Source organism: Streptomyces sp. TS71-3 (assembly GCF_018327685.1).
Classification (GTDB): Bacteria; Actinomycetota; Actinomycetes; order Streptomycetales; family Streptomycetaceae; genus Streptomyces.
On record NZ_BNEL01000001.1, the window covers coordinates 4,571,603 to 4,596,488 of the forward strand.

Annotated in this window: 21 protein-coding genes and 1 pseudogene; 14 read left to right on the forward strand and 8 right to left on the reverse strand. The window is 72.6% G+C overall.

Going from position 1 to position 24,886, the window contains the following annotated elements; all coding sequences use genetic code 11:
• The first annotated feature begins 28 nt into the window (after positions 1–28).
• The 4 genes from lspA to Sm713_RS18475 all read left to right on the forward strand — a co-directional run bounded on the left by lspA (position 29) and on the right by Sm713_RS18475 (position 3,016).
• Positions 29–646, forward strand: a complete 618-nt coding sequence (gene lspA / locus Sm713_RS18460) for a signal peptidase II (protein ID WP_212910693.1) — start codon at positions 29–31, stop codon at positions 644–646.
• 118 nt (positions 647–764) lie between these two features.
• A complete protein-coding gene (locus tag Sm713_RS18465) occupies positions 765–1,706 on the forward strand; it encodes an RluA family pseudouridine synthase (protein WP_212910694.1) in 942 nt (313 codons plus the stop codon).
• Entirely contained in the window at positions 1,703–2,188 is a 486-nt protein-coding gene (locus Sm713_RS18470; protein WP_212910695.1) for a GNAT family N-acetyltransferase, read from the forward strand. Before Sm713_RS18465 ends, Sm713_RS18470 begins: the two co-directional genes overlap by 4 nt.
• 87 nt (positions 2,189–2,275) lie before the next feature.
• Positions 2,276–3,016, forward strand: a complete 741-nt coding sequence (locus tag Sm713_RS18475; RefSeq protein ID WP_212910696.1) for an SDR family NAD(P)-dependent oxidoreductase — start codon at positions 2,276–2,278, stop codon at positions 3,014–3,016.
• A 103-nt stretch (positions 3,017–3,119) separates the two neighbouring features.
• On the opposite strand, the gene Sm713_RS18480 is transcribed toward Sm713_RS18475, so the two are convergent.
• From Sm713_RS18480 to Sm713_RS18495, 4 genes are all read right to left on the reverse strand, one after another.
• Positions 3,120–4,223 (reverse strand): mechanosensitive ion channel domain-containing protein, encoded by a 1,104-nt coding sequence (locus Sm713_RS18480; protein WP_212910697.1) that lies wholly within the window; start codon positions 4,221–4,223, stop codon positions 3,120–3,122.
• Positions 4,224–4,387: 164 nt separating this feature from the next.
• Positions 4,388–5,209 (reverse strand): thioredoxin domain-containing protein, encoded by an 822-nt coding sequence (locus Sm713_RS18485; protein ID WP_212910698.1) that lies wholly within the window; start codon positions 5,207–5,209, stop codon positions 4,388–4,390.
• A gap of 97 nt (positions 5,210–5,306) precedes the next feature.
• Positions 5,307–6,002, reverse strand: a complete 696-nt coding sequence (locus Sm713_RS18490; protein WP_249416367.1) for a hypothetical protein — start codon at positions 6,000–6,002, stop codon at positions 5,307–5,309.
• Positions 6,003–6,244: 242 nt separating this feature from the next.
• Positions 6,245–7,612: a DUF2252 domain-containing protein gene (locus tag Sm713_RS18495; RefSeq protein ID WP_212910699.1), complete on the reverse strand. Its 1,368-nt coding sequence runs from the start codon at positions 7,610–7,612 to the stop codon at positions 6,245–6,247.
• Between the two features lie 309 nt (positions 7,613–7,921).
• Between Sm713_RS18495 and dnaE the strand changes: the two genes are divergently transcribed.
• Positions 7,922–11,473, forward strand: coding sequence for a DNA polymerase III subunit alpha (gene dnaE, locus Sm713_RS18500; protein ID WP_212910700.1), 3,552 nt, complete (start codon positions 7,922–7,924; stop codon positions 11,471–11,473).
• A 145-nt stretch (positions 11,474–11,618) separates the two neighbouring features.
• On the opposite strand, the gene Sm713_RS18505 is transcribed toward dnaE, so the two are convergent.
• On the reverse strand, positions 11,619–11,786 hold the full coding sequence (locus tag Sm713_RS18505; RefSeq protein ID WP_212910701.1) for a hypothetical protein: 168 nt from the start codon (positions 11,784–11,786) through the stop codon (positions 11,619–11,621).
• Between the two features lie 317 nt (positions 11,787–12,103).
• On the opposite strand from Sm713_RS18505, the gene Sm713_RS18510 reads away from it, so the two are divergent.
• The 4 genes and pseudogenes from Sm713_RS18510 (at position 12,104) to Sm713_RS18525 (ending at position 17,184) form a co-directional block, all read left to right on the forward strand.
• Positions 12,104–13,321, forward strand: coding sequence for an NYN domain-containing protein (locus Sm713_RS18510; protein ID WP_212910702.1), 1,218 nt, complete (start codon positions 12,104–12,106; stop codon positions 13,319–13,321).
• A 632-nt stretch (positions 13,322–13,953) separates the two neighbouring features.
• Positions 13,954–14,976 (forward strand): ABC transporter ATP-binding protein, encoded by a 1,023-nt coding sequence (locus tag Sm713_RS18515; protein ID WP_212910703.1) that lies wholly within the window; start codon positions 13,954–13,956, stop codon positions 14,974–14,976.
• A gap of 629 nt (positions 14,977–15,605) precedes the next feature.
• Positions 15,606–16,361: pseudogene (locus Sm713_RS18520) on the forward strand (ABC transporter permease); the annotation flags it as partial.
• A 34-nt stretch (positions 16,362–16,395) separates the two neighbouring features.
• A complete protein-coding gene (locus tag Sm713_RS18525; RefSeq protein WP_212910704.1) occupies positions 16,396–17,184 on the forward strand; it encodes an AAA family ATPase in 789 nt (262 codons plus the stop codon).
• Between the two features lie 234 nt (positions 17,185–17,418).
• On the opposite strand, the gene ybaK is transcribed toward Sm713_RS18525, so the two are convergent.
• From ybaK to Sm713_RS18540, 3 genes are all read right to left on the reverse strand, one after another.
• A complete protein-coding gene (ybaK, locus tag Sm713_RS18530; RefSeq protein WP_212910705.1) occupies positions 17,419–17,928 on the reverse strand; it encodes a Cys-tRNA(Pro) deacylase in 510 nt (169 codons plus the stop codon).
• A gap of 94 nt (positions 17,929–18,022) precedes the next feature.
• Positions 18,023–18,763, reverse strand: a complete 741-nt coding sequence (locus Sm713_RS18535) for an LON peptidase substrate-binding domain-containing protein (RefSeq protein WP_212910706.1) — start codon at positions 18,761–18,763, stop codon at positions 18,023–18,025.
• Between the two features lie 220 nt (positions 18,764–18,983).
• Positions 18,984–20,570, reverse strand: a complete 1,587-nt coding sequence (locus Sm713_RS18540) for an oxidoreductase (RefSeq protein WP_212910707.1) — start codon at positions 20,568–20,570, stop codon at positions 18,984–18,986.
• A gap of 375 nt (positions 20,571–20,945) precedes the next feature.
• Here Sm713_RS18540 and hisD point away from each other — a divergent pair, with 375 nt between their 5' ends.
• Genes hisD through hisH form a run of 5 tightly spaced genes read left to right on the forward strand, consistent with a single transcriptional unit; the run spans position 20,946 to position 24,886 of the window.
• Complete coding sequence (gene hisD, locus Sm713_RS18545; protein ID WP_212910708.1) at positions 20,946–22,292, forward strand: histidinol dehydrogenase; 1,347 nt, start codon at positions 20,946–20,948, stop codon at positions 22,290–22,292.
• Entirely contained in the window at positions 22,289–23,482 is a 1,194-nt protein-coding gene (locus tag Sm713_RS18550) for a histidinol-phosphate transaminase (RefSeq protein ID WP_212910709.1), read from the forward strand. Before hisD ends, Sm713_RS18550 begins: the two co-directional genes overlap by 4 nt.
• The gene (gene hisB, locus Sm713_RS18555; RefSeq protein ID WP_212910710.1) at positions 23,479–24,072 is read left to right on the forward strand and encodes an imidazoleglycerol-phosphate dehydratase HisB; all 594 of its coding nucleotides are present in this window, start codon (positions 23,479–23,481) and stop codon (positions 24,070–24,072) included. The genes Sm713_RS18550 and hisB overlap by 4 nt, the downstream gene beginning before the upstream one ends.
• 2 nt (positions 24,073–24,074) lie before the next feature.
• Complete coding sequence (locus tag Sm713_RS18560; protein WP_212910711.1) at positions 24,075–24,239, forward strand: hypothetical protein; 165 nt, start codon at positions 24,075–24,077, stop codon at positions 24,237–24,239.
• On the forward strand, positions 24,230–24,886 hold the full coding sequence (gene hisH, locus Sm713_RS18565; RefSeq protein WP_212910712.1) for an imidazole glycerol phosphate synthase subunit HisH: 657 nt from the start codon (positions 24,230–24,232) through the stop codon (positions 24,884–24,886). The genes Sm713_RS18560 and hisH overlap by 10 nt, the downstream gene beginning before the upstream one ends.

Sequence of the window (24,886 nt, forward strand, 5' to 3'; positions counted from 1 at the left end):
TCCAGGTACCTAGGGCCGAGGGACACACGTGGCAGAGGCTGAGCGCATCACCGGTACGGGCGGGGCTCCCGGCGCGGAGCGGTCCGCCGAGCAGGCTTCCGGTACGGACGGCACCCCGGAGACCGGGCGGGAGGCCGCGGCCGGGGCGACCGCGGTCCGGGGCAGCCGGAAGATCGGCGTGCTGTTCGCGGTGGCCGCCCTCGCGTACCTGCTGGACCTGGTCAGCAAGGTGCTCGTGGTGGCGAAGCTGGAGCACCACGACTCGATCGACCTGATCGGCGACTGGCTACGCCTGGAGGCGATCCGCAACCCCGGCGCCGCGTTCGGCATGGGCGGCGCCTTCACCGTGATCTTCACCGTGATCGCCGCCGCGGTGATCTTCGTCATCGTGCGGCTGGCCCGCAAGCTCTACAGCCTGCCCTGGGCCATCGCCCTCGGGCTGCTCCTGGGCGGTGCCCTCGGCAACCTCACGGACCGGCTCTTCCGCTCGCCCGGCGTCTTCGAGGGGCGCGTGGTGGACTTCATCGCCCCCAAGCACTTCGCCGTCTTCAACCTCGCGGACTCGGCGATCGTGTGCGGCGGCATCCTCGTCGTGCTGCTCTCCTTCCGCGGTCTCGACCCCGACGGGACGATCCACAAGGACTGACGGCCGCACCCCCGCAGGGCCCTCGCCGGGGACGCCGCGCGTCCCCGGCGGTGAGCGGCGGGCCGGACCCCCGCACCACCGTGCCGGGAGTGCCGCCGGGGTCCGGCATACTCGTCGGGTGAGCACCCTTCCCGAGACCCGTACGCTGCCCGTGCCCGACGGCCTGGAGGGCGAGCGCGTCGACGCCGCCATCTCCCGCATGTTCGGCTTCTCCCGCACGAAGGCGGCGGAGCTGGCCGCCGCGGGCAAGGTGCTGGTCGACGGCGCCGCGGTCGGCAAGTCGGAGCGGGTGCACGGCGGTGCCTGGCTGGAGGTCGAGATGCCGCGGCCGCCCGCGCCCGTCCAGGTGGTCGCCGAGCCCGTCGAGGGCATGGAGATCGTGCACGACGACGAGGACGTCGTGGTGGTCGCCAAGCCGGTGGGCGTGGCCGCGCACCCCAGCCCGGGCTGGAGCGGCCCGACCGTCATCGGCGGCCTCGCCGCGGCCGGGTACCGGATCTCCACGTCCGGCGCCGCGGAGCGCCAGGGCATCGTGCACCGCCTGGACGTCGGCACCTCGGGCCTGATGGTCGTCGCGAAGTCGGAGTACGCGTACAGCTCGCTGAAGCAGCAGTTCCGCGAGCGGACCGTCGACAAGCGCTACCACACCCTCGTCCAGGGCCACCCCGACCCCACCAGCGGCACCATCGACGCCCCCATCGGCCGGCACCCCGTGCACGACTACAAGTGGGCGGTGACCGCCGACGGCAAGCCGTCCGTCACCCACTACGACCTGATCGAGGCCTTCCGCGCGGCCTCGCTGCTGGACGTCAAGCTGGAGACCGGCCGCACCCACCAGATCCGGGTGCACATGGCCGCCCACCGCCACCCCTGCGTCGGCGACCTCACCTACGGTGCCGACCCCACCCTCGCCGAGCGCCTCGGCCTCGGACGGCAGTGGCTGCACGCGGTCCGGCTCGGCTTCGAGCACCCCGCGGACGGGCGCTGGGTGGAGTTCGCCAGCACCTACCCCGACGATCTTCAGCGCGCCCTGGACCGGGTGCGGGAGGAGAGCGCATGAGCGCCACCGACGCCAACGCCGCTCCGGACTTCACGGTCCGCAGGGCCGAGGACCCCGCCGACCGCGAGTCGTGCTTCGCGGTGCGCAAGGAGGTCTTCGTCGCCGAGCAGGGCGTCCCGGAGGACATCGAGTACGACGCCCACGACCCAGGGGCGCTGCACGTCCTGGCCGTCCGGGACGACGGCACCCCGCTGGGCACGGGGCGGCTGCTGCACGGCGCCGCGGCGCTCGCCCTGACCGGTGAGCCGGGCGTCGGGTCGCTGGGGCGGCTCGCGGTGGCCAGGCACGCGCGGCGGCTCGGGGTGGGGGCCGCCCTGGTGCGCGGCATCGAGGACGCCGCCGGGGACCTGGGCCTCACCGCGGTGGACCTGCACGCCCAGACACATGCGCTGGCCTTCTACGAGCGGCTCGGATACGCGGCGTACGGCCCGGAGTTCGTGGACGCCGGCATGCCGCACCGGGCGATGCGCAGGACGCTCTGACACCTCGGGTGTCCCCTCGCGCCGCCCGCCGCCGCGGTATCGGCGTAATTCCACCGGATCCGGCGGCGACTGGGTAGGGTCGGGCCCATGGCACGCAATGTGGTGATCAGCGGCGGCGGCACCGGCATAGGGCTCGCAACGGCACGGACCTTCGCGGACCATGGCGACCAGGTGCTGCTCATCGGGCGGCGCGCCGAGGTGCTGGAGAAGTCCGGCATCGCGGGCGCCCTCACGTACGCGGCCGACCTGAGCACCCCGGAAGGGGCCAGGGGCGCGGCCGAGTTCGTGGCCGAGGAGTTCGGCGCCGTCGACGTCCTGGTCAACAGCGCGGGCGGCAACGGCCTCCTGGAGCCCGCCGCGGACGGCGACGACCCGCTGACGGTCGCCGCGCACGCCTGGACCGTCAACTTCCGCATCAACACCCTGACGGCCGCCCTGCTCACCGAGGCGCTGAAGGACCGGCTCGCCTCGCCCGGCGGCCGGGTGCTGTTCGTGTCCTCCATCGCGGCGTTCCGCGGTTCGGGCTCGGGCGCGTACGCGGGGTCCAAGGCGGCGCTGCACCCCTACGCGTTCGACCTGGCGGCGGCCCTCGGATCGCGCGGCATCACCGTGAACGTCGTGGCCCCCGGCTTCGTCGAGGACACCGGGTTCTTCGGCCCCAACCTCACCGAGGCACGCCGGACGCGGCTGATCGAGGAGACCGCCACCGGCCGCCCCGGCACCCCCGGGGACATCGCGGCCACCCTGCACTGGCTGGCCTCACCCGCCGCCGCCCACATCACCGCCCAGGTCGTCCAGGTCAACGGCGGCGCCGAGCGGGGCCGCTGAGCCACCGCCCGCCCCGCCCCGGGGACCTCCCGGGGAAAACCGACCGCAGCGCCCTTGAGCGGACTCAGGGGCGCCGGCGAGGCCCTGCGGCCCGGCAGCGCGCTCAGCCCCGGCCCGTCCGGGGCACCCGGCCGTCCTTGAGCAGCGAGTTCACGTGGTCGCCCCGGGGCGGCGGCACCGCGGACCCGGTGTTGATGCGGGGCAGCGCGTAGGGGTGCTGCTCGGCGAGCCAGCGCAGTATCTGCTCGCGGACGGTGACCCGTACCGACCAGATGTCGTTCGCGTCCTTCGCGGTCACCAGCGCCCTCACCTCCATGGTGGTGGGGGTGGTGTCCGTGACGGCCAGGCCCCAGTCGCGGCCGTCCCAGGCCGAGCAGTCGTGGACGATCTCCCGCAGCTTCTCGCGGATCTCGGGTACCGGCGCCCGGTGGTCCAGGTGGAAGAAGACGGTGCCGGTCATCTGCGAGCCGCCGCGCGACCAGTTCTCGAACGGCTGGCTGGTGAAGTACGAGACGGGCATGGTGATCCGCCGCTCGTCCCAGGTGCGGACGGTGAGGAAGGTCAGCGTGACCTCGTCGATCACGCCCCACTCGCCGTTCACGACCACCGTGTCGCCGATCCGCACCATGTCGCCGAAGGCGATCTGGAACCCTGCGAAGAGATTGCTCAGCGTGGACTGCGCGGCGATACCGGCCACGATGCCGATCAGCCCCGCGGACGCCAGCATGGACGTGCCCACGGCCCGCAGGTCCGGGAAGGTCAGCAGCATCGCCGCGGCGGCTATCACGCCGACCACGGCGGTCACGATGCGCATGATCAGCGTCACCTGGGTCCGCACCCGCCGCAGCCGGGCGGTGTCCCGCTGCACCGCCGCGTACTTGGCGTACGAGGCCTCGACGGCGGCCGCCGAGACGCGGACGATCAGCCAGGCGCTGGCGCCGATCAGCACGAGCGCGAGGGCCTGGCTGAAGGCCGCGTCGTGGGCGCGTACGCGGTCGTAGGGGAGCAGCCGGTACGAGGCACTCAGCAGGGCGGCGAACAGCACGATCAGCAGCGGCGTGCGGCAGCGGCGCAGCAGGCCCCAGAGCGGTGTCTCCTTGTGCCGGGCGTCGGCCCGCCGCAGCAGGCTGTCGATGCCCCATCCCACGAGGAGCGCGATCACCACCGGGACGCCGATGACGGTCAGCGGACGCAGAACGGTCTCCATCTCTTGACCGTAACTTGACGGCACGGTCCGGCAGAGTGACGAAGCGAACATCGTGCCGTTGCCCTCCCAGGCGACGGGTACACCCGCGGGCAGAGGAAAGCGCCGCCCCGGCCGCGTGAACGCGGTGCCGGGACGGCGCTTCGGGAGGTGCCTCGGGCGGCGGCTCAGGCCTTGGGAAGGACCTTGTCGAGCGCCGTGGTGTAGTCCGCGACCGTCATCGGCGCGGCCTGGCCGTCAGGGCCGACCAGCTTCTTGCCGTTCATGAAGAGGGTCGGTGTGCCGGAGACGCCGTCCTTGTTGGTGTCGAACTTGTTCGACATGTCGAGCGCCCACTTGTCGTACGTGCCGTCCTTGACGTCCTTCTGGAACGCCTTGTTGCCCTTCAGGCCGTCGACGGTGTCCGCCACTTTGATCAGGTAGGCGTCGTCCTTGAACTTGTCCTGCGTCTCCTCGGGGTGGTACTTCGTCGAGTAGAGCGCCGACTTGTACTTCATGAACGCCTCGGGGCTGACGTTCAGGGCGGCGCCCATGGCGCTGAGGGCGTTCTTGGAGCCCTCGCCGCCGCCGTTCTTGTCGATGAACGACGCGCCGATGTACTCGATCTTGTACTTGCCGCTGTCGACGTCCTTCTGGACGGTCGAGCCCACGGTCTGCTCGAACTGCGCGCAGACCGGGCAGCGCGGGTCCTCGTACTCCTTGAGGGTGTTCTTGGCGTCGGCCTTGCCCAGGATGACGGTGGTGCCGTCGGCGCCGCTGGTGTGGGCCGGCTTGACGAGCTTGTCGTCCTTGGCGGCCTCCCACTGGCCGGGCTTGTTGGCCTGGGTGACCGCGTAGCCGACGCCGCCGGCTATCGCGAGGACCGCGACGATCGACACGCCCACCAGCGCCTGGCGCCTGACCTTGGCGCGCTTGGCCTGCTTCTCGCGCTCCGCGCGCAACCGCTCCCGGGCTGCCGTCTTCGCGGCCTGGCTGTTCCTGCTGCTCATGATGAGGGGTCTCTCCTGTGAGGTCGCGCACGTGACCCGTGCGCGTGGGACGTTGGGGCGGACCGGTGCCGTGCCTCAGCAGACAGAAAAGCCGTGCTCAGGCACAGACGGCGGCAGGGCACGGCGGCCCGCGCCGTCCCACGGAGCCCACCCACGCGCGCGTGCCCGCGCCCGGTGCCCGGTGCGCGGTCCGCGGCAGGCGCCGCAGCGGCGCCCGGCCGGGTACGACCGTGGCGAGCGCGAGGAGCAGCGGCCGGAAGGTGGCGGCGACCGCGGCGCCCAGCAGCTGTCCGAGGGCCCGCTCGCCGCGCCGCAGCCAGGCCGCGGCCAGCAGCCCCACCGCGACGTGCACGGCGAGCAGCAGCCAGCAGGACGCCGGATCGGCGTGCGCGAGCAGGGCCGGCGCACGGTCCGCCTCCCCGGACACCCCGGGCAGCGTCCCGCCCACCGGCGAGCCGCCGCAGAGCATGTGGAGGCCGACGGAGGCCAGCGTGCCCCTGACCGGGCCGCCGGTCTGGCCGTAGCAGACCTGCTGGCCGGAGGTGAAGAGGGTGTCCGCGGCCAGCTCCAGCGGGATCAGCAGCCCGGCGATGGCGGCGAAGCCCCGCTCGTGGCCCGCCAGCGCGTAGGCGACGGCGAAGACCCCGGCGGCGGTCGCCGCGACGGTGGCGGGCGGCAGCGGCACCTGGGACAGCAGCACGTGCGAGGCCGACGACAGCATCACGAGCAGCACGGTGAACAGCGCCGCGCGCAGGGCGCGGGGCGCCGTCTCGGATATGTGTGCTGCTCTCACGGGGCGACTGTCTCTCCGGCCGGGTCCCGGGCGGGCCACGGGAAGCGGTGTGCGGGGTCCGACCGCCGAGTCTGCCACGCCGAGCCGTAGGGGCTCGTTAAGGAGTGGCTATGAGTTATGCGATCGAGTCACAGGGCGGACCGCTCCGGCTGCGAACCGTGGCCCCGCCCACGTCGGACCGTGGTCCCCCGTGCGTGCGGACCGTGCGGCACGCCCACGTCCGACCGGGGCTCCCGTCCGTGTCAGACCGTGCTCTCCAGACCCGGGATGCGGCCGTTGCGGAAGAGGTCCACGAAGATCTGGTGGTCGGCACGCGCGCGTGCGCCGTAGCGGTGCGCGAAGTCCACCAGGAGCTCCGCGAAGCCGTCCTCGTCGGCGGCGATCGCGGCGTCGATGGCGCGCTCGGTGGAGAACGGCACCAGCTCGGAGTAGCTGCTGTCGTCGTCCGCGGCGGAGTGCATGGTGGCCGTGGCACGGCCGAGGTCGGCGACGACCGCGGCGATCTCCTCGGGATCGTCGATGTCCGACCAGTCCAGGTCGACCGCGTACGGTGAGATCTCCGCCACGAGCTGTCCGGTGCTGCGGCCGTCCTCCTCGATCCGGGTCCAGCCCAGCCACGGGTCGGCGTGCGCCTGCAGCGCCCGCTGCGAGATCACCGTGCGGTGCCCCTCGTGCAGCCAGTAGTCACGGATCGAGGGGTCGGTGACGTGCTGGGACACCGCGGGCGTCTGGGCCTGCTTCATGTAGATCACCACATCGTTCTCGAGGGCGTCGCTGTTGCCCTCCAGGAGGATGTTGTAGGACGGCAGGCCCGCGGAGCCGATGCCGACGCCGCGCCGGCCGACCACGTCCTTGACGCGGTAGGAGTCCGGGCGGGCCAGGGACGACTCGGGCAGCGTCTCCAGGTAGGCGTCGAAGGCGGCCAGCACCTTGTAGCGGGTGGCGGCGTCCAGCTCGATGGAGCCGCTCCCCGGCGCGAAGCGGCGCTCGAAGTCGCGGATCTCGGTCATCGAGTCCAGCAGCCCGAAGCGGGTCAGCGAGCGGGCGTCGCGCAGCGCGTCCAGCAGCGGGCCCTGGGCGGTGTCCAGGGTGAACGGCGGCACCTCGTCGTCCTTGGCGCCGGTCGCCAGAGCGTGGACCCGGGCCCGGTAGGCGGCGGCGTAGGTGCGCACCAGGTGGCTGATCTGCTCGTCGCTGAGGGCCTTGGCGTACCCGATCAGCGCCAGGGAGGCGGCCAGCCGCTGGAGGTCCCAGGTGAAGGGGCCCACGTAGGCCTCGTCGAAGTCGTTGACGTTGAAGATCAGGCGGCCCTGGGAGTCCATGTAGGTGCCGAAGTTCTCGGCGTGCAGGTCGCCGTGGATCCACACGCGGGAGGTCCGCTCGTCCAGGTACGGGCCGCCCCGCCTGGCGCCGAAGCCGATGTCGGCGGTCAGGTCGTGGTAGAAGAGGCAGGCCGTGCCGCGGTAGAAGGCGAACGCCGATGCCGCCATCTTCCGGAACTTCACCCGGAAGGCGGCCGGGTCGGCGGCCAGGAGCTCACCGAACGCGGTGTCGAAGACGGCGAGGATCTGCTCGCCGCGCTGCTCGGCGCTGGGCTGCGGGTCCGGCATGGGTGGGTGCCTCCTGGTGCGGTGGTCCGCTGCGACGGGTGGGGCGGAGCAGGCCCGACGGCCCTTGCTGGGTGCCGGTTCGGGCGGCACGGGGCGCGGGCCCGGCGGTCCGGGCCGCCCGTGTCACCGGACGAACTTACCCGTGCGCACCGCCGTCCACCCGTGTCAGGGCGCCGTGCCGCGCGCACGGTGGACGTGCGCGCCTGCTGCGACGGATGTCACAGCAGAGACGTAGACTTCCACGCTGTATCCCCCGAGCAGGCAACCGTTCCCGGTTGTTCCCCGACCGTTCGCTGGAGGTCCTCCGCCGTGGCGTCAACGTCCGAGAAGCCCCCGTTCACGCACCTGCACGTCCACACCCAGTACTCGCTGCTGGACGGTGCCGCGCGGCTGAAGGACATGTTCGCGGCCTGCCAGGAGATGGGCATGTCGCACATCGCCATGAGCGACCACGGCAACCTCCACGGGGCGTACGACTTCTTCCACTCCGCGCAGAAGGCCGGCGTCACCCCGATCATCGGCATCGAGGCCTACGTCGCCCCGGAGTCCCGGCGGAACAAGCGCAAGATCCAGTGGGGCCAGCCGCACCAGAAGCGGGACGACGTCTCCGGTTCCGGCGGTTACACGCACAAGACGATCTGGGCGGCGAACAGCACCGGCCTGCACAACCTCTTCCGGCTCTCCTCCGACGCCTACAAGGAGGGCTGGCTCCAGAAGTGGCCCCGGATGGACAAGGAGACCATCTCGCAGTGGTCCGAGGGCCTGATCGCGTCCACCGGCTGCCCCTCCGGCGAGCTGCAGACCCGGCTGCGGCTCGGACAGTTCGACGAGGCACTGAAGTCCGCCGCCGAGTACCAGGACATCTTCGGCAAGGACCGCTACTTCCTGGAGCTGATGGACCACGGCATCGAGATCGAGCGCCGGGTCCGTGACGGCCTGCTGGAGATCGGCAAGAAGCTCGGCATCCCGCCGCTGGTCACCAACGACTCGCACTACACCTACTCCCACGAGGCCACGGCGCACGACGCGCTGCTGTGCATCCAGACCGGCAAGAACCTCTCCGACCCGGACCGCTTCCGGTTCGACGGCACCGGCTACTACCTGAAGTCGACCGAGGAGATGTACGCCATCGACTCCTCGGACGCCTGGCAGCAGGGCTGCGCGAACACCCTCCTGGTCGCCGAGCAGATCGACACCACCGGGATGTTCGAGAAGCGCGACCTGATGCCGCGGTTCGACATCCCCGAGGGGTACACCGAGGTCACCTGGTTCCAGGAGGAGGTCCGGCGCGGCATGGAGCGCCGCTTCTCCGGTGCCGTCCCCGAGGACCGCCAGCGCCAGGCGGACTACGAGATGGACGTCATCATCCAGATGGGGTTCCCGGGCTACTTCCTCGTCGTCGCCGACTTCATCATGTGGGCCAAGAACAACGGCATCGCGGTCGGCCCCGGCCGCGGCTCCGCGGCCGGCTCGATCGTGGCGTACGCCATGGGCATCACCGACCTGGACCCGATCCCGCACGGCCTGATCTTCGAGCGGTTCCTCAACCCCGAGCGCATCTCGATGCCCGACGTCGACATCGACTTCGACGAGCGCAGGCGCGTCGAGGTGATCAGGTACGTGACGGAGAAGTACGGCGAGGACAAGGTCGCCATGATCGGTACCTACGGCACCATCAAGGCCAAGAACGCGATCAAGGACTCCGCGCGCGTCCTCGGCTACCCGTACGCCATGGGCGACCGCGTCACCAAGGCGATGCCGGCCGACGTGCTCGGCAAGGGCATCCCGCTCTCCGGCATCGTCGACCCCAAGCACCCCCGGTACTCGGAGGCCGGCGAGGTGCGCGGGATGTACGAGAACGAGCCCGACGTGAAGAAGGTCATCGACACCGCGCGCGGTGTGGAGGGCCTGGTGCGCCAGATGGGCGTGCACGCGGCCGGCGTGATCATGTCCAGCGAGCCCATCGTGGACCACGTGCCCGTCTGGGTGCGCCACACGGACAACGTCACCATCACCCAGTGGGACTACCCGAGCTGCGAGTCGCTCGGCCTGCTGAAGATGGACTTCCTGGGCCTGCGGAACCTCACGATCATGGACGACGCCGTGAAGATGGTGAAGTCCAACAAGGGCATCGACATCGACCTGCTGAGCCTCCCGCTCGACGACCCCACGACCTTCGAACTGCTCCAGCGCGGCGACACCCTCGGCGTCTTCCAGTTCGACGGCGGGCCCATGCGCTCGCTGCTGCGGCTGATGAAGCCCGACAACTTCGAGGACATCTCCGCCGTCTCGGCCCTGTACCGGCCGGGCCCCATGGGCATGAACTCCCACACGAACTACGCCCTGCGGAAGAACGCCCAGCAGGAGATCACCCCCATCCACAAGGAGCTGGAGGAGCCCCTCAAGGAGGTCCTGGACGTCACCTACGGCCTGATCGTCTACCAGGAGCAGGTGCAGAAGGCCGCCCAGATCGTCGCGGGCTACACGCTCGGCGAGGCCGACGTGCTGCGCCGCGTGATGGGCAAGAAGAAGCCCGAGGAGCTGGAGAAGAACTTCGTCATCTACCAGGCGGGCGCCCGGAAGAAGGGCTTCAGCGACGAGGCCATCCAGGCGCTGTGGGACGTCCTGGTGCCGTTCGCCGGTTACGCGTTCAACAAGGCCCACTCCGCCGCGTACGGCCTGGTCTCGTACTGGACCGCCTACCTCAAGGCCAACCACCCGGCCGAGTACATGGCCGCGCTGCTCACGTCCGTCAAGGACGACAAGGACAAGTCCGCGGTCTACCTGAACGAGTGCCGGCGGATGGGCATCAAGGTGCTCCCGCCGGACGTCAACGAATCCCAGCACAACTTCGCCGCCCAGGGCGACGACGTGATCCTGTTCGGCCTCTCCGCGGTGCGCAACGTCGGCACCAACGTCGTGGAGTCGATCATCCGCAGCCGCAAGGCCAAGGGGAAGTACACCTCGTTCCCGGACTACCTCGACAAGGTCGAGGCGGTCGCCTGCAACAAGCGCACCACCGAGTCGCTGATCAAGGCCGGTGCCTTCGACACCATGGGCCACAGCCGCAAGGGCCTCACCGCCCAGTACGAGCCCATGATCGACAATGTGGTGCAGGTGAAGCGGAAGGAGGCCGAGGGGCAGTTCGACCTCTTCGGCGGGATGGGCGACGAGGGCGCCGACGAGCCCGGCTTCGGCATGGACGTCGAGTTCGGCACCGACGAGTGGGACAAGAGCTACCTCCTCGCCCAGGAGCGGGAGATGCTCGGCCTGTACGTCTCCGACCATCCGCTGTTCGGCCTGGAGCACGTCCTGTCCGACAAGGCCGACGCCGGCATCGGGCAGCTCACCGGCGGCGACTTCTCGGACGGCGCGGTCGTCACCATCGGCGGCATCATCTCCGGCCTGCAACGCAAGATGACCAAGCAGGGCAACGCCTGGGCGATCGCCACGGTGGAGGACCTGGCGGGCTCCATCGAGTGCATGTTCTTCCCGGCCACCTACCAGCTCGTCTCCACCCAACTCGTGGAGGACGCCGTGGTCTTCGTCAAGGGCCGGCTCGACAAGCGCGAGGACGTGCCCCGGCTCGTCGCCATGGAGCTGATGGTCCCGGACCTGTCGAACGCCGGCGCCAACGCACCCGTGGTGATCACCATCCCCACGCTGAAGGTGACCCCGCCCATGGTGAGCCGCCTGGGAGAGATCCTCAGCCACCACAAGGGCAACAGCGAGGTGCGGATCAAGCTCCAGGGTGCCCAGAAGACCACGCTTCTCCGCCTGGACCGGCACCGCGTCCAGCCCGACCCGGCCCTCTTCGGTGACCTGAAGGTGCTGCTAGGGCCGTCCTGTCTGGCGGGCTGACCACCGGTTCCGCCCGGCGGGACGGGCGCCCGCCGCACCGGCCGCCCTCGCGTGATCCCCGCCGGCCGACCACGAGGGGCGCACCCCGTCACCGGGATGCGCCCCTCCGCCGTAGCGGCGTGCCGTTACCGGCCCCGCTGGACGGTCAGTTGTGGCCGAAACGGCGCTGCTGCTTGCGGCCCGAGCCTCCCGAGCCGCCGGGTGCCTCCGCGTCCATGCCTGATCCGGCGTCCTTCGCCTGCTGCGGCGCCTGGCCGCCCGCCGGGGGCCGTGCCTGCCGGCCCCCTTGCTTGCGGTTCTTGTTCTTGGCCATGGTGATCTGCCTCCTGTGGGGGGATCCAGAGCCCGGGATCAGATTCACATACGTCGCTAAAGGATGCATTTTTGATAATTACCCTGCGTAATAAGGCCTGTGGCGCGTTCACGACGGTATACGCCACGCCGAAGATCGAGTTCGGGCCGTTAACACCCGTCCGGTCGGGCAGACTCGAAGGACACCCGAAGGAAGCCCGCGTGCGTGAGCCGGACCGGCCCAGGAGGCTTCCTGCGGGCGACCGCCGGGCATCCCGGTAAGACCGGAAGACCAGAAGACCGGAAAGAACCTGAAGAACAGGGAAGAAGGTGGATCGCGTGGACCGCTGCGTCGTCCTGGTGGACGCCGGGTATCTGCTGGGGGCCGCCGCGAGCCTCCTCGCCGGTGAGCCCTCCCGGTCCCGCATCACCGTCGACCATTCCGCCCTCATCCAGGGGCTGCGGGAGTGCGCCGAGTCCGACACGGAGCGTCCCCTGCTGCGTATCTACTGGTTCGACGGTGCTCCGGACCGCGTGCCGCAGCCCGAGCACCGCAGGTTGCGGGTGATGCCGCGGGTGACGGTCAGGCTGGGCGCCCTGACCCGCAGCGACGGCCGGTGGGCGCAGAAGGGCGTGGACGCGGCCATGCACGCCGAGCTGACGGAGCTGGCGCGCAATCGGGCCTGTTCCGACGTGGTGCTGGTGACCGGCGACGGCGACCTGCTGCCGGGCATGATGGCCGCCAAGGAGCACGGCGTCGCCGTTCACCTGTGGGCCGTGCAGGCCGCCGACGGCGACTACAACCAGTCGGAGGACCTGGTCGCCGAGGCCGACGAGCGGCGCGTGCTGGACCGCGCATGGATCACCAAGGCGGTCCGGGCGAAGGAGATCAGCGGCATCTGCGCGCCCGTCGCCCCTCCCGGTCCCGAGATCGCCGCCATCCTCTCCGCGCCGCTGCCCGACTCCTCGCTCGCCGCCTCCACGGGGCAGGCCGCCGACGGCTCGGACGACGACCGGCGCCACTCGGCCGCCGCGGCGGCGAACGGCACGCAGGAGCGCAACCACCCGGGCAAGGGCGTGCCCACGCCCAAGGACCTCGCCGCGCTGCGCGCTCCGGCCGGGCCCTCGGCTCCGCCGGCCAGCGCCACGCTGCGCTGGTCCTCCGACAAGGGGTGGGTGGAGCGGCCCGCGGCGGGCGAGGCCCCGGAGGCGGCCGGGCTGCCGATGCTGGCCCAGCTGACCACCGCCGAGCAGCGCTGGGCGGACCGCGAGGAGGACATCACCACCGTCGGCGGCGATCCCTTCGAGGTGGGCGAGGTCTTCGCACGGCGCTGGATGGAGCGGCTGCCGGAGCCGTTCCAGGTGCAGAAGCTCTCGGGGATGTATCCGCGTATCCCGCACCGTATCGACGGGGAGCTGTTGCGGTACGCGGCGCGGTTCGGGCTGCTCGCCCACAAGGACGACCAGATCGACGAGCACGATCGGTATGCGATCAGGGCCGGGTTCTGGCGGGAGATCCAGGCGCGGTCGTCGGAGCAGGTTCCCGCGGGTGACTGACCCGCGTCTCTTTGTGGGGGGTGACCCCGGTGCCCCTCGGGTGCGCGCGGGCGCGGGCTGCGCGGGGCGCACTGTCGGTGCGGGCGGTGCGGGCGGTGCGGGCGGTCCCGGGGGCGCTCCACGGTGGGCCCAGGGGCGCCCCGCGTCGCCCCTGGCGCCGGCCTCTTGCGCAGTTCCCCGCGCCCCTTTTCGGCTGCTTCCGGGGTGGTTCTTCGGGTGCGCTGCCGGGTGGATGGTTCGCGGTGGCTGGTCGCGCAGTTCCCCGCGCCCCTTTTCGGGCCCTGCGGGCCCGTTGGGCGCGCAGCCCCACCGGCCGGTGGCCGAGCGAGGGGCTGTGGGGGCAGGCTTCGGTGGCCCGCCGCAGGCGAGTCTTCCCAAGGGGCGCGGGGAACTGCGCGAGCAACCACTGCTGGCCGCTGGTCAAGCGAGAGGCTGCAAGGGGCAGGTTTCGGTGGCCCGCCGCAGGCGAGTTCTTGAAGGGGCGCGGGGGAACCGCGTGAATCGCCACTGCCGGACGGTGGTCGAACAGCGAGGCGTAAGGGGGGAGAGATCGGCGCCAGCCGGGGTGTGGGGCGTCGTGGCGGGGCGACCCGGGCGCGCTCGTGGTGGTTCGACCCCGTAGGCTCGTGCGTGTGAGCACGCGCACCGTATGGCCGGAACACGACACCGATGTCGTGTGCACGGTGCGGGATCTGGTGAAGACCTACCCCGCCGCGCGCGGCCGCCGCGGCAGGCCGCCGGTCGCCCCGGTGCGCGCGACCGACACCGTGTGCCTCGATGTCCGGCGCGGCGAGATCTTCGGGCTGCTCGGGCCCAACGGCGCAGGCAAGTCCACCCTCGTCCGGCAGCTCACCGGGCTGCTGCGGCCCGACGCCGGCAGTGTTCGCCTGCTGGGCCACGACATCGTGCGGCACCCCGAGCGGGCCGCCAGGATCCTCGCCTACCTCGGCCAGGAGTCCACCGCGCTGGACGAGCTGACCGTCGCCCTGGCGGCCGAGACCACCGGACGGCTCCGCGGCCTGACCGCCCGTGCCGCCCGCGCCGAGCGCGACGCCGTCCTCGACGAGCTCCGGCTCGCGCCGCTCGCCACCCGGCCGCTGAAGAAGCTCTCCGGCGGTCAGCGCCGGCTGGCCTGCTTCGCGTCCGCGCTGGTCGGCGAACGGCCCCTGCTGGTCCTCGACGAGCCCACCACCGGCATGGACCCGGTGGCGCGCCGCGCCGTGTGGGCGGCCGTGGACCGGCGCAGGGCCCAGCGCGGTACGACCGTGGTGCTGGTCACCCACAACGTCATCGAGGCGGAGACCGTGCTCGACCGGGTCGCCGTGCTCGACCGCGGCCGGGTCATCGCCTGCGACACCCCGGCCGGGCTCAAGGCGCGGGTCGCCAGCGAGGTACGGGTCGAACTGGTGTGGCGCGAGAAGGCGCCCCTGGACCTCCCCGAGGTGGCCGCGCTGCGCGACGACGCCGTCGAGTCGGGGCGCCGCTGGGCGCTGCGGCTTCCCCCCGACGAGGCCCGTGCCGCCGTCGCGGCCGTCACCGGCGGAGCCGCTTTCGCGGCGCTGGACGACTTCACCCTGGCCACGCCGAGCCTGGAGGACGTCTACCTGGCTCTCGGCGGCAGCACGGCCGGCGTCAAGGGACTGGTGAAGACATGAGCTGGGCGCATCCCGCCGGAACGCAGGGCGAAGGCCCCTGGCCCCGGGGCCGCCGGTCCGCCTCCCGGGCCGCCCGGTCCGCCCAGACCGGCGCGCGGAGCGGCGCGGCCGTCCGCCTGGAGAAGGAGCAGCGCAAGGTGACCGCCCCAACCGCCCCGCCCTCCGCGGACGGCGTGCCCGCGCACGGCACGGCCCGCCCCGATGGCGCCGCCCACGGCGTGTCCGAGCCCGACTCCGAGCCCGAGGCTTTCAGTGGCAAGCGCGGCGCCGGTCGTGCCGAGCCCGAAGCGTTCCGCGGTGCGCCGGGCGGCACTCGTCCCGCCCAGCCCGACGCGTTCCCCGCCGAGCCGGACGCCCGCCATGCCGAGCCCAGAGCGCTCCTCGCCGAGCCGGATGCCCACCCTGCCGAGCCCGAGGTGTTCCCCGCCGGGCCGGACGCCCGCCATGCCCAGCCCGGCGCGCTCCGTGCCGAGCCCGGCGCCCACCCCGCCGAGCCCGGCGCCCTCCGCGGAGACCGGGACGCCCTCCGCGGAGACCGGGACGCCCTCCGCGGGGACCCGGGCGCGCTCCAGCGAGAACCAGGCGTACTCCACGGCACGGCGGCGGACGCCCTCCGCCGCGAGCCGGACGCCGTCCCCCTCGCGCCCCGCGCCCGGCTGCTGCCCGCGCTGGCGGCCGTCTACCGCGCACAGCTCTCCCGGGCCCGGGTGGCCCGGATCCCGCTGCTCTTCGTGGCGACCTTCCAGTCCGTAGGGATCATGATCCTCATGCGGGGTGTCGTCGACGACGCCGGCGGGGCGCGTGCCGTGGTGGCCGGCTCCTCCGTCCTCGTGGTCGCCTTCGTGGCGCTCAACCTGCTCGCCCAGTACTTCGGGCAGCTGCGCGCCGGGGGCGGGCTCGACCACTACGCCACCCTGCCCGTGCCGCCCGCCGCGGTCGTCCTCGGGGCCGCCGCCGCGTACGCCTCCTTCACGGTGCCGGGGACGGTCGCGACCGCCGTGGTCGGCTGCGGCCTCTTCCAGCTGCCGCTCGGGCACCTCTGGGTGCTCGCCGTGGTGATCCCGCTCGCGGGCGCCGCGCTCTCCGGGCTCGGCGCGGCCCTCGGCCTGCTCGCGCCCCGTCCCGAACTCGCCACGTTGCTGGGACAGTTGGGTATGTCGGCCGCGCTGCTGCTGGGTGTCCTGCCGGCCGGACGGATGCCCGCGGTCGTCCAGGGCGTCCGCGACCTGCTGCCGTCGACCTACGGAGTGGAGGCCTTCGAGCGGACCTTCGCGGCCCACCCCGACTGGGCCGCCGTGGGCCTCGACCTGGCCGTCTGCGCGGCCGTGGGCGTGGTGTCGCTGGCCGTGGCGACCTGGGCCTACCGCCGGGCGGCCGTCCGGTGACGCACGCCACGAGGGCGTTTGGCACGATGTGAAGGTGACCGCTCCGTTGACTCCTCCGCCGCATCATCAGCCCGCGCACGACCCGGGGCCCGGCTTCCCCGCCGCTCCGGCAGGTGGGCACGTGCCCCTCGCGCCGTACGGAGAGGACGGTCCCGACATGAAGACCGAAGTGCGGCAGGCGGCCGTGACCACGGTCGTGCTGGCGGTGTGCGGGGTCCTCCTCGGGCTGCTGTGGGTGTGGCTCGCGCCGCACGTGCCGCTGATAGCCGACGCCCAGGCGGTCTACCTCAAGGACAGCGAGGGCGAGCAGGCCGTGGGCGTGGACGGCGTCTTCACGCTGCTCGCGATCGGCTTCGGCGTGCTGAGCGCACCTGCCGTCTTCCTGGCCCGCCGCCACGGCGGTGTCCCCGTGGTCGTCGCGCTCGCCCTCGGCGGGCTGCTCGGCGGGCTGATCGCATGGCGGCTCGGGATCTGGCTGGGACCGGCCCAGGACGTCACCGCACACGCCCGGCAGGTCGGCAAGGGCGTCACCTTCGACGCCCCGCTGGAGCTGAAGGCGAAGGGCGCGCTGCTGGCCTGGCCGGTGGCCGCCATACTCGTCCACCTCGCCCTGACGGCCCTCTTCGGCCCCCGCGACCCCGAGGAGGAGACCGGGGGCCCGTACCCGGGCGAGTCCGGGGGGCCGTACAAGGGCGAGTCCGAAAACACGTACCCGGGGGAGTCCGCCGGGCCGTACCCGGGCGAGCCGGGAGGCCCGTACCCGGGACAGTCCCAAGGCCCCTACCCGGGGCAGCCCGGGAGCCCCCACCCGCACGGGAGCTGAACCGGGCGGTCGCCGAGGCGTCCTGCCCGGCCGGTCGCCGAGCCGAGGCGTCCCGCCGGCCCGTAGCCGAGGCGCCCTGGCCGATCCCCGCCCCGGGGCGGCTTGGCTGCCGCGCCACGCCCCATCGCGCTCTCAAGACGCCCGTCGTACTCTCAAGGCACCAATCGCCCCCTTCAAGGCGCCGGTCGCCTTCAGGACCCCGGAGCAGACCGGCCGCCCACCCCGGTGCGGCCGTCAGCTCCTGCTGATCGGCGCCACCACCGCGTCCGTCAGTGCCGTGAGCGTCTCGGGGGCGAGCTCCACCTCCAGGCCGCGGCGGCCCGCCGAGACGCAGATGGTGGCGTGGCCCGCAGCCGACGCGTCCAGCACCGTGGGCAGCTTCCTGCGCTGGCCGAGCGGCGAGATTCCGCCGCGCACGTAGCCCGTGGTGCGCTCCGCGGCGGCCGGGTCGGCCATGGCGGCCCGCTTGCCGCCCACCGCGGCGGCCAGGGCCTTGAGGTCGAGGGAGCCCGAGACCGGCACGACGGCGACGGTGAGCGCGCCGTCCACGTCCGCCACGAGGGTCTTGAACACCCGCTCGGGCGCCACCCCCATCGCCTCGGCCGCCTCCTCGCCGTACGAGGGGTGCGCCGGGTCGTGCTCGTAGGAGTGCAGCGTGAAGCCGGCCCCCGCCGCGGTGAGCGCGACCGTCGCGGGCGTGCCGCCCGCCTGCTGCCTCTGTGCTTTCTGCGCCTTCTTCGCCATCGTTCCTTCCGGGACGTCTGCGGGTCCTGGGCCCCCTCCCGGGCGCCGGCGTCCCCGCGGGACCGCGCGGTGCGTGCGATCGGCCGGCCGCGGGTCAGTTGAGACTGGTGGGGCCGCGGGTCAGTTCGATCGCGGGCAGCGACGGCAGGGAGCGGATCACCGCGCTCTCGGTGCGCAGCAGCCGCAGCTCGTCGCGGAGCCGCGACGCGGTGTCGGGGGCCTGCAGCAGCCGCTGCTTGGTGGGGGTGTCGAGTACCGCGGCCGCGGCAACCAGGTACGACACGACGGACGGCTCGTCCGGCAGCTCGGCGTCCGTGGACAGCGACCGCTCCCGCGCCCCTGCCAGGCGCTTCTGGTACGCCCTGAAGGCCCGCAGCACCCCTTCGGCCAGCGCCCCCGCCTCGTCGCCGGGCTCCTCGGGCAGCTCCTGGAGCTCGGCGGTCAGGAACGCACCGGAGGAGTCCAACGACTTCAGCCGGACGCGGGTCGTGCCGGTGGCCAGCACCTCGAAGCCGCCGTCGGCGCGCTCCCTGATGGTGGCCGCGTCCGCGATGCAGCCCACCGCGTGGAAGGCCTTCATCGGGTCGCTGCCGAAGCCCGCCGAGGGGCCGCGCTCCGGGACCGCCGTCTGGTCGGGCAGGCCCGGGGAACTGGGTGCCACCTCGTGCCCGTCCCGGATCGCGACCACCGCGAATCTGCGGGACTCGTCGTCGGGCGTCTTGAGCAGTTCGCGCATCATGGCGCGGTAGCGCTCCTCGAAGATGTTCAGGGGCAGTACGAGACCCGGGAACAGCACCGAGTTCAGCGGGAAGAGCGGCAGCCGGACGGTCGTCACGAGCCGCAAGCCTAATGGGCCGTGGCGCCGGGGCGCGCGGTGTCCGTCCAGCGAGCGGTCTCGCGGCGTCGTGCACCGGCCCGCGCGGGCACCGGTTGCGGCCCGTCCGTGCGCCCCCGCGCGCTCAGCCTGGCCCCTGATGCCCCACACCCCGCGCTCGGCACGCCGCACCCCGCGCCCCACACCCCGCGCACCCCGTCCGCGCGCCGCCGCCCGGCCCTCACCCGCGCCGCAGGAGCCTCGTGGCGCCCGCCGCCACCGATGTCGCCAGGATCCAGCCGAGCGAGATGACGGCCGCCGCCACCCACTGCCAGCCCCCCTGCATCTTCCAGTAGCCCTCCTGGCCGAGGTCGATGACCGGGACGAGGAGGTCCAGCGCGAACAGCGGGGCGTTCCAGTCCGGATGCTCGCCCGGCTTGATCGGAGGGTGCGAGGCGTGCGAGAAGGCGATGGTCGAGGCCGCCCAGAGCACCGCCATCCACAGCGCCGCACGGCCCGGCTTGTAGCCGTAGGCGACCGTGAAGTCCTGCGCGTAGCCCCACAGCTTCGCCGCGAGCGGCAGGGTCTCACGGCGCCTGCGCTGCTTGGCGAGCAGCACCGCGCGGGCGTCGGCGTCCTCACCCGAGCTGCGCAGTACCGTCGCCAGCCTCTCGTACGGCTCGGGGTTGTACTCGGGCGTGGCGGCGGCCAGCCACTCCAGGCGCAGCGCCAGCGGGAAGTAGCCCCGCGGCACCAGGCTCTCGTAGCTGAAGCCGCCCATGGACAGGCCGCCGGCCCGCGGCCAGCTCGCCGACTTGTCGACGAGGGTGACGATCCGCGCACCCGACAGCACCACCCGGCCGCGCGCCGGCCGCTCGCCCAGGAAGCGCAGCTCCGGCGTCTGGACGCGGCGCAGCGACAGCTCCTGGTCGTTCTCCAGGGCGAAGCGCGCCTGCTCCATGTCGATCGCGTCGCCGAACCGGCCGTCGTCCAGCCGGATGCCGCCGACGCACTCGAACCGCTGCACGCGGGTGCCGCGTGCCGGTGTGGCGCCGCTGGTGAGCACCGGGTCGGAGACGCTCGCGGGGGTCAGGTACAGCGAGCGCTCCACGGTGAGCTGGGGGGCGTTCAGCGCCCGGTTGCCGTGCGGATGGGACAGCAGGCTGCCGCGCAGGCTCAGCGACACGCCGACCTGGGCGCCGCGCAGGCTCAGCTCGCCGTGCGACTCCAGCAGCTCGGCCTGGAGGTCCTGGCCGACCGTCAGGCCGTCGCCGTTGATCGCCCGGTTGCGCCGGTCGCGGTAGACGACGGCCTGGTTGAGCAGCAGGTCCGTGCCGATGTGCGCGTCGGTGAGCCGGATGCCGTGCTCCACGCGGCAGCGGGCCAGGTGCAGGTCGCCCTCGGTGTGCAGGCGGGCCGCCTCCAGGCGGGGTATGGAGCAGTCCAGCATCCGCAGTGTGGTCAGCCGCGTCTCCGGCAGCAGCACCTCCTTCTCGAAGCGGCACGCCTGGAACTCCACGTACGGCATGACGAGGCCGCCCGCCAGATCGAACTGCCCCGTGATCTGTGCCCCGAGCAGCTTCAGCGACGACACCCTGCCGGGCAGCGCCGGCGGCCCGTCCAGCAGCAGCCAGGCCACGATGCGGGCCCGTACGCTCCGCTCGGGGCCCCAGGGGTGCCCGCCGTGCGGATCGTCGACCTCCGCGTCACCGCTCCGCAGGTCGTAGACGCTGCCGTTGCGGAAGGCCTGCCACATGCCCGCTTCGGCGCTGGTCAGCCCGTCCGGCAGTTCCCCGGTCAAGGTGGTGCCGTCGACCACGTCTGTCATTCCTTCCCCGTCCTCTTCCCCGTCCCGGCACCGGGTGCGGCTCGCTGCCCCCGGTGCGGTCCGGGGCCGCCGGCGCGTGTGGCCCGGACCGCATGGTGCCGTGGGCGCGCCGGCCCCGGTCCCCGCCGGCGTCCCCGGTGCGTGGCCCCCTGGGCGCCGTGTGCGCCGCGCGGGTCACTCTTCCGTATACGCGCCGTTACTACTAGGCGGTTTCGTACGAAGGTGATGCCCGTTCGGTAACGGCCTGAAAGCCCCTGGTGACGCCCGGTTGTGCCGGAGAAGCGGCCTCTGCCGGACCGGGAGCGGCGGCGTCCGGTGTATCACTGAGTGATACGGGCGTCCGGGCGGTCTCCCAGGTCTGCGAGAATTGACCTTGTGATCTCCCGAATCGATCTGCGCGGTGCCGCCCTCCCCGAGGGCGCCGCTCTGCGCGACCTGCTGCCGCGAGCCGAGTTCGACGTGCAAGCCGCCCTGGAGAAGGTGCGGCCCATCTGTGACGACGTGCATCATCGCGGTTCGGCGGCGGTCCTCGAATGGGGGGAGAAGTTCGACGGGGTGCGCCCGGAGCGGCTGAGGGTGCCCGCCGACGCGCTCCGGGCGGCGCTTGAGGACCTCGATCCCGCGGTGCGCGCCGCCCTGGAGGAGTCCGTGCGGCGCGCCCGCCTCGTGCACCGCGAGCAGCGCCGCACCGCCGTCACCACCCAGGTCGTGCCGGGCGGCACGGTCACGGAGAAGTGGGTGCCCGTCGGCCGCGTCGGCCTCTACGTCCCCGGCGGCCGCTCGGTCTACCCGTCGTCCGTGGTGATGAACGTGGTGCCCGCGCAGGAGGCGGGCGTCGAGTCCGTCGCCGTCGCCTCGCCCCCGCAGCGCGGCCAGGACTCCAGTGCCTACAGCGCCTTCAACGGGTTGCCGCACCCGACGATCCTCGCCGCCTGCGCGCTGCTCGGCGTCGACGAGGTCTACGCCGCGGGCGGTGCCCAGGCCGTCGCGATGTTCGCGTACGGCACCGAGGACTGCCCCCAGGCCGACCTCGTCACCGGTCCCGGGAACATCTACGTCGCCGCCGCCAAGCGCCTCCTCAAGGGCCGCATCGGCATCGACGCCGAGGCCGGACCCACCGAGATCGCCGTGCTCGCCGACGACACCGCCGACCCGGTGCACGTCGCCTCCGACCTGATCAGCCAGGCCGAGCACGACCCGATGGCCGCCGCCGTGCTGGTCACCCACTCCCTGGAGCTGGCCGAGGCCGTCGAGCGCGAGCTGAAGCCGCAGACCGCCGCCACCAAGCACGTCGAGGACCGCATCGCGCCCGCCCTGGCGGGCCGGCAGTCCGCGATCGTGCTGGTCGACGGCCTGGAGGAGGGCCTGCGCGTGGTCGACGCGTACGCCGCGGAGCACCTGGAGATCCAGACCGCCGACGCCTCCGCGGTCGCCGAGCGGGTGCGCAACGCCGGCGCGATCTTCGTCGGCCCCTGGGCGCCCGTCTCGCTGGGCGACTACTGCGCGGGCTCGAACCACGTCCTGCCCACCGGCGGCTGCGCCTGCCACTCCTCGGGCCTGTCCGTCCAGTCCTTCCTGCGCGGCATCCACATCGTCGACTACACCCGCCAGGCGCTCGCCGAGGTGGCCCACCACGTCGTGACGCTCGCCGAGGCCGAGGACCTGCCCGCGCACGGCGCCGCCATCAAGGCGCGGTTCGGATGGAAGGTGCCCAGCGCATGACCGGCACGGACACCCCGGGGAGCGCCTCCGCCTCCCGCGCCGGCACGGACACCGCCCGCGTGACGCGCCTCGACGACCTGCCGGTGCGCGACGAACTGCGCGGCCAGAGCCCCTACGGCGCCCCCCAGCTCGACGTACCCGTCCGGCTGAACACCAACGAGAACCCCTACCCGCTGCCGGAACCGCTCGTCGAGCGCATCGCCGAGCGGGTCCGCGAGGTCGCCCGCGACCTCAACCGCTACCCGGACCGCGACGCCGTCGAGCTGCGCGCCGCCCTCGCGGAGTACCTGGTCAGGACGGGCCCGGCGGACGCCCCCGAGCTGGGCGTCGCGCAGGTCTGGGCGGCCAACGGCTCGAACGAGGTCATCCAGCAGCTGCTCCAGGTCTTCGGCGGCCCCGGCCGCACCGCCCTGGGCTTCGAGCCGTCCTACTCGATGCACAGCCTCATCGCCCGCGGCACCGGCACGGCCTGGATCTGCGGGCCGCGCTCCGCCGACTTCACCATCGACCCCGACGCGGCCGTCCGCGCCATCGCCGAGCACCGCCCGGACGTGGTCTTCGTCACCACGCCGAACAACCCGACGGGCAACGCGGTGCCCATGGAGACGGTCCTCGCGATCCACGACGCCGCGCAGCGGGCCAAGCCGTCCATGGTGATCGTCGACGAGGCGTACATCGAGTTCAGCCACGGCGCCTCGCTGCTGCCCCTGCTCGCCGGGCGGCCCCACCTGGTGCTGTCGCGCACCATGTCCAAGGCGTTCGGCGCGGCCGGCCTGCGGCTCGGCTACCTCGCCGCGGACCCGGCGGTGGTGGACGCCGTGCAGCTCGTCCGCCTGCCGTACCACCTCTCGTCGGTCACCCAGGCCACCGCCCTCGCCGCCCTGGAGCACACCGACACGCTCCTGAAGTACGTCGAGCGGCTCAAGGACGAGCGCGACAGGCTGGTGGCGGAACTGCGTACGATCGGATACGAGGTGACCGAGTCGGACGCGAACTTCGTACAGTTCGGACGGTTCGACGGTCCCGGAGGCGCGCACGCCGCCTGGCGGAGCATCCTCGACCGTGGCGTCCTGGTCAGGGACAACGGCGTGCCGGGCTGGCTGCGGGTGTCCACCGGCACCCCTGAGGAGAACGACGCGTTCCTCGATGCGGTGCGCGATCTGAAGAAGGAGCAGGAGCAAGGCGGATGAGCCGCATCGGACGAGTGGAACGCACCACCAAGGAAACCTCGACCGTGGTCGAGATCGACCTCGACGGCACCGGGCAGGTCGCCGTCTCCACCGGGGTCGGCTTCTACGACCACATGCTCGACCAGCTCGGCAGGCACGGCCTGTTCGACCTGAGCGTGAAGACCGAGGGCGACCTGCACATCGACTCGCACCACACCATCGAGGACACCGCGCTCGCCCTCGGCGGCGCGTTCAGGCAGGCCCTCGGCGACAAGGTGGGCATCTACCGCTTCGGCACCTGCTCCGTGCCGCTCGACGAGTCGCTCGCCCAGGTCACCGTGGACCTCTCGGGCCGCCCCTACCTGGTGCACAGCGAGCCCGGGAACATGGCTCCGATGATCGGGTCCTACGACACCACGATGACCCGGCACATCCTGGAGTCCTTCGTCGCCCAGGCCCAGGTGGCCCTGCACGTCCACGTCCCCTACGGGCGCAACGCACACCACATCGTGGAGTGCCAGTTCAAGGCGCTGGCCCGTGCCCTGCGCCACGCCAGCGAACGCGATCCGCGGGCCGCCGGCATCCTCCCGTCCACGAAGGGCGCCCTGTAGCCATGAACGTACCCTCCACGGCCCTCATCCTCATCGGGCTGTTCCTCGTCGGCGGCATCATCTCCTTCGTGCGGCAGAAGATGCCGCGCGGCCTGATCATGCTGCTCTCCCTCGGCGCCGGGCTGTGCCTGGTCGCCGGGGTGATGCGACTGGCGGTGTGGAGTTGAGCCCTGGCACGTCCCCCAAGCGGGTCGTCGTCTTCGACTACGGCTTCGGGAACGTCCGCTCCGCGGAGCGCGCCGTCGCCCGGGCCGGGGCGGAGGTCGAGATCACCCGCGACTACCGGGCGGCCATGGAGGCCGACGGCCTGCTGGTGCCCGGGGTGGGTGCCTTCGCCGCCTGCATGAAGGGGCTGAAGGAGGCCCGCGGCGACTGGATCGTCGACCGCCGGCTGTCCGGAGGGCGGCCCGTGATGGGGATCTGCGTCGGCATGCAGATCCTGTTCGCGAGCGGCATCGAGCACGGCGTGCAGAGCGACGGCCTCGCCGAGTGGCCCGGCACCGTCGAACCGCTGGAGGCCGACGTCGTCCCCCACATGGGCTGGAACACCGTGGAGCCGCCGGCCGACTCCGAGCTGTTCGCGGGCGTCGACCCCGGCGCCCGGTTCTACTTCGTGCACTCCTACGCCGTCCGGAACTGGACCATGGAGGTCACGAACCCCGCCATACGCCCGCCCAAGGTCACCTGGTCGACGCACGGCGCCCCGTTCGTGTCCGCCGTCGAGAACGGCGCGCTGTGGGGCACCCAGTTCCACCCCGAGAAGTCCGGCGACGCCGGAGCTCAGCTCCTCACCAACTGGATCGAGACCCTGTGA

Excerpts from the sequence above, each read along its gene's own strand:
- hisB (WP_212910710.1), top strand. The coding sequence starts at position 23,479 with ATGAGCCGCATCGGACGAGTGGAACGCACCACCAAGGAAACCTCGACC.
- Sm713_RS18540 (WP_212910707.1), bottom strand. The coding sequence starts at position 20,570 with ATGACAGACGTGGTCGACGGCACCACCTTGACCGGGGAACTGCCGGAC.
- Sm713_RS18560 (WP_212910711.1), top strand. The coding sequence starts at position 24,075 with ATGAACGTACCCTCCACGGCCCTCATCCTCATCGGGCTGTTCCTCGTC.
- Sm713_RS18470 (WP_212910695.1), top strand. The coding sequence starts at position 1,703 with ATGAGCGCCACCGACGCCAACGCCGCTCCGGACTTCACGGTCCGCAGG.
- Sm713_RS18480 (WP_212910697.1), bottom strand. The coding sequence starts at position 4,223 with ATGGAGACCGTTCTGCGTCCGCTGACCGTCATCGGCGTCCCGGTGGTG.
- Sm713_RS18485 (WP_212910698.1), bottom strand. The coding sequence starts at position 5,209 with ATGAGCAGCAGGAACAGCCAGGCCGCGAAGACGGCAGCCCGGGAGCGG.
- Sm713_RS18550 (WP_212910709.1), top strand. The coding sequence starts at position 22,289 with ATGACCGGCACGGACACCCCGGGGAGCGCCTCCGCCTCCCGCGCCGGC.
- ybaK (WP_212910705.1), bottom strand. The coding sequence starts at position 17,928 with ATGGCGAAGAAGGCGCAGAAAGCACAGAGGCAGCAGGCGGGCGGCACG.
- Sm713_RS18495 (WP_212910699.1), bottom strand. The coding sequence starts at position 7,612 with ATGCCGGACCCGCAGCCCAGCGCCGAGCAGCGCGGCGAGCAGATCCTC.
- Sm713_RS18475 (WP_212910696.1), top strand. The coding sequence starts at position 2,276 with ATGGCACGCAATGTGGTGATCAGCGGCGGCGGCACCGGCATAGGGCTC.
- Sm713_RS18505 (WP_212910701.1), bottom strand. The coding sequence starts at position 11,786 with ATGGCCAAGAACAAGAACCGCAAGCAAGGGGGCCGGCAGGCACGGCCC.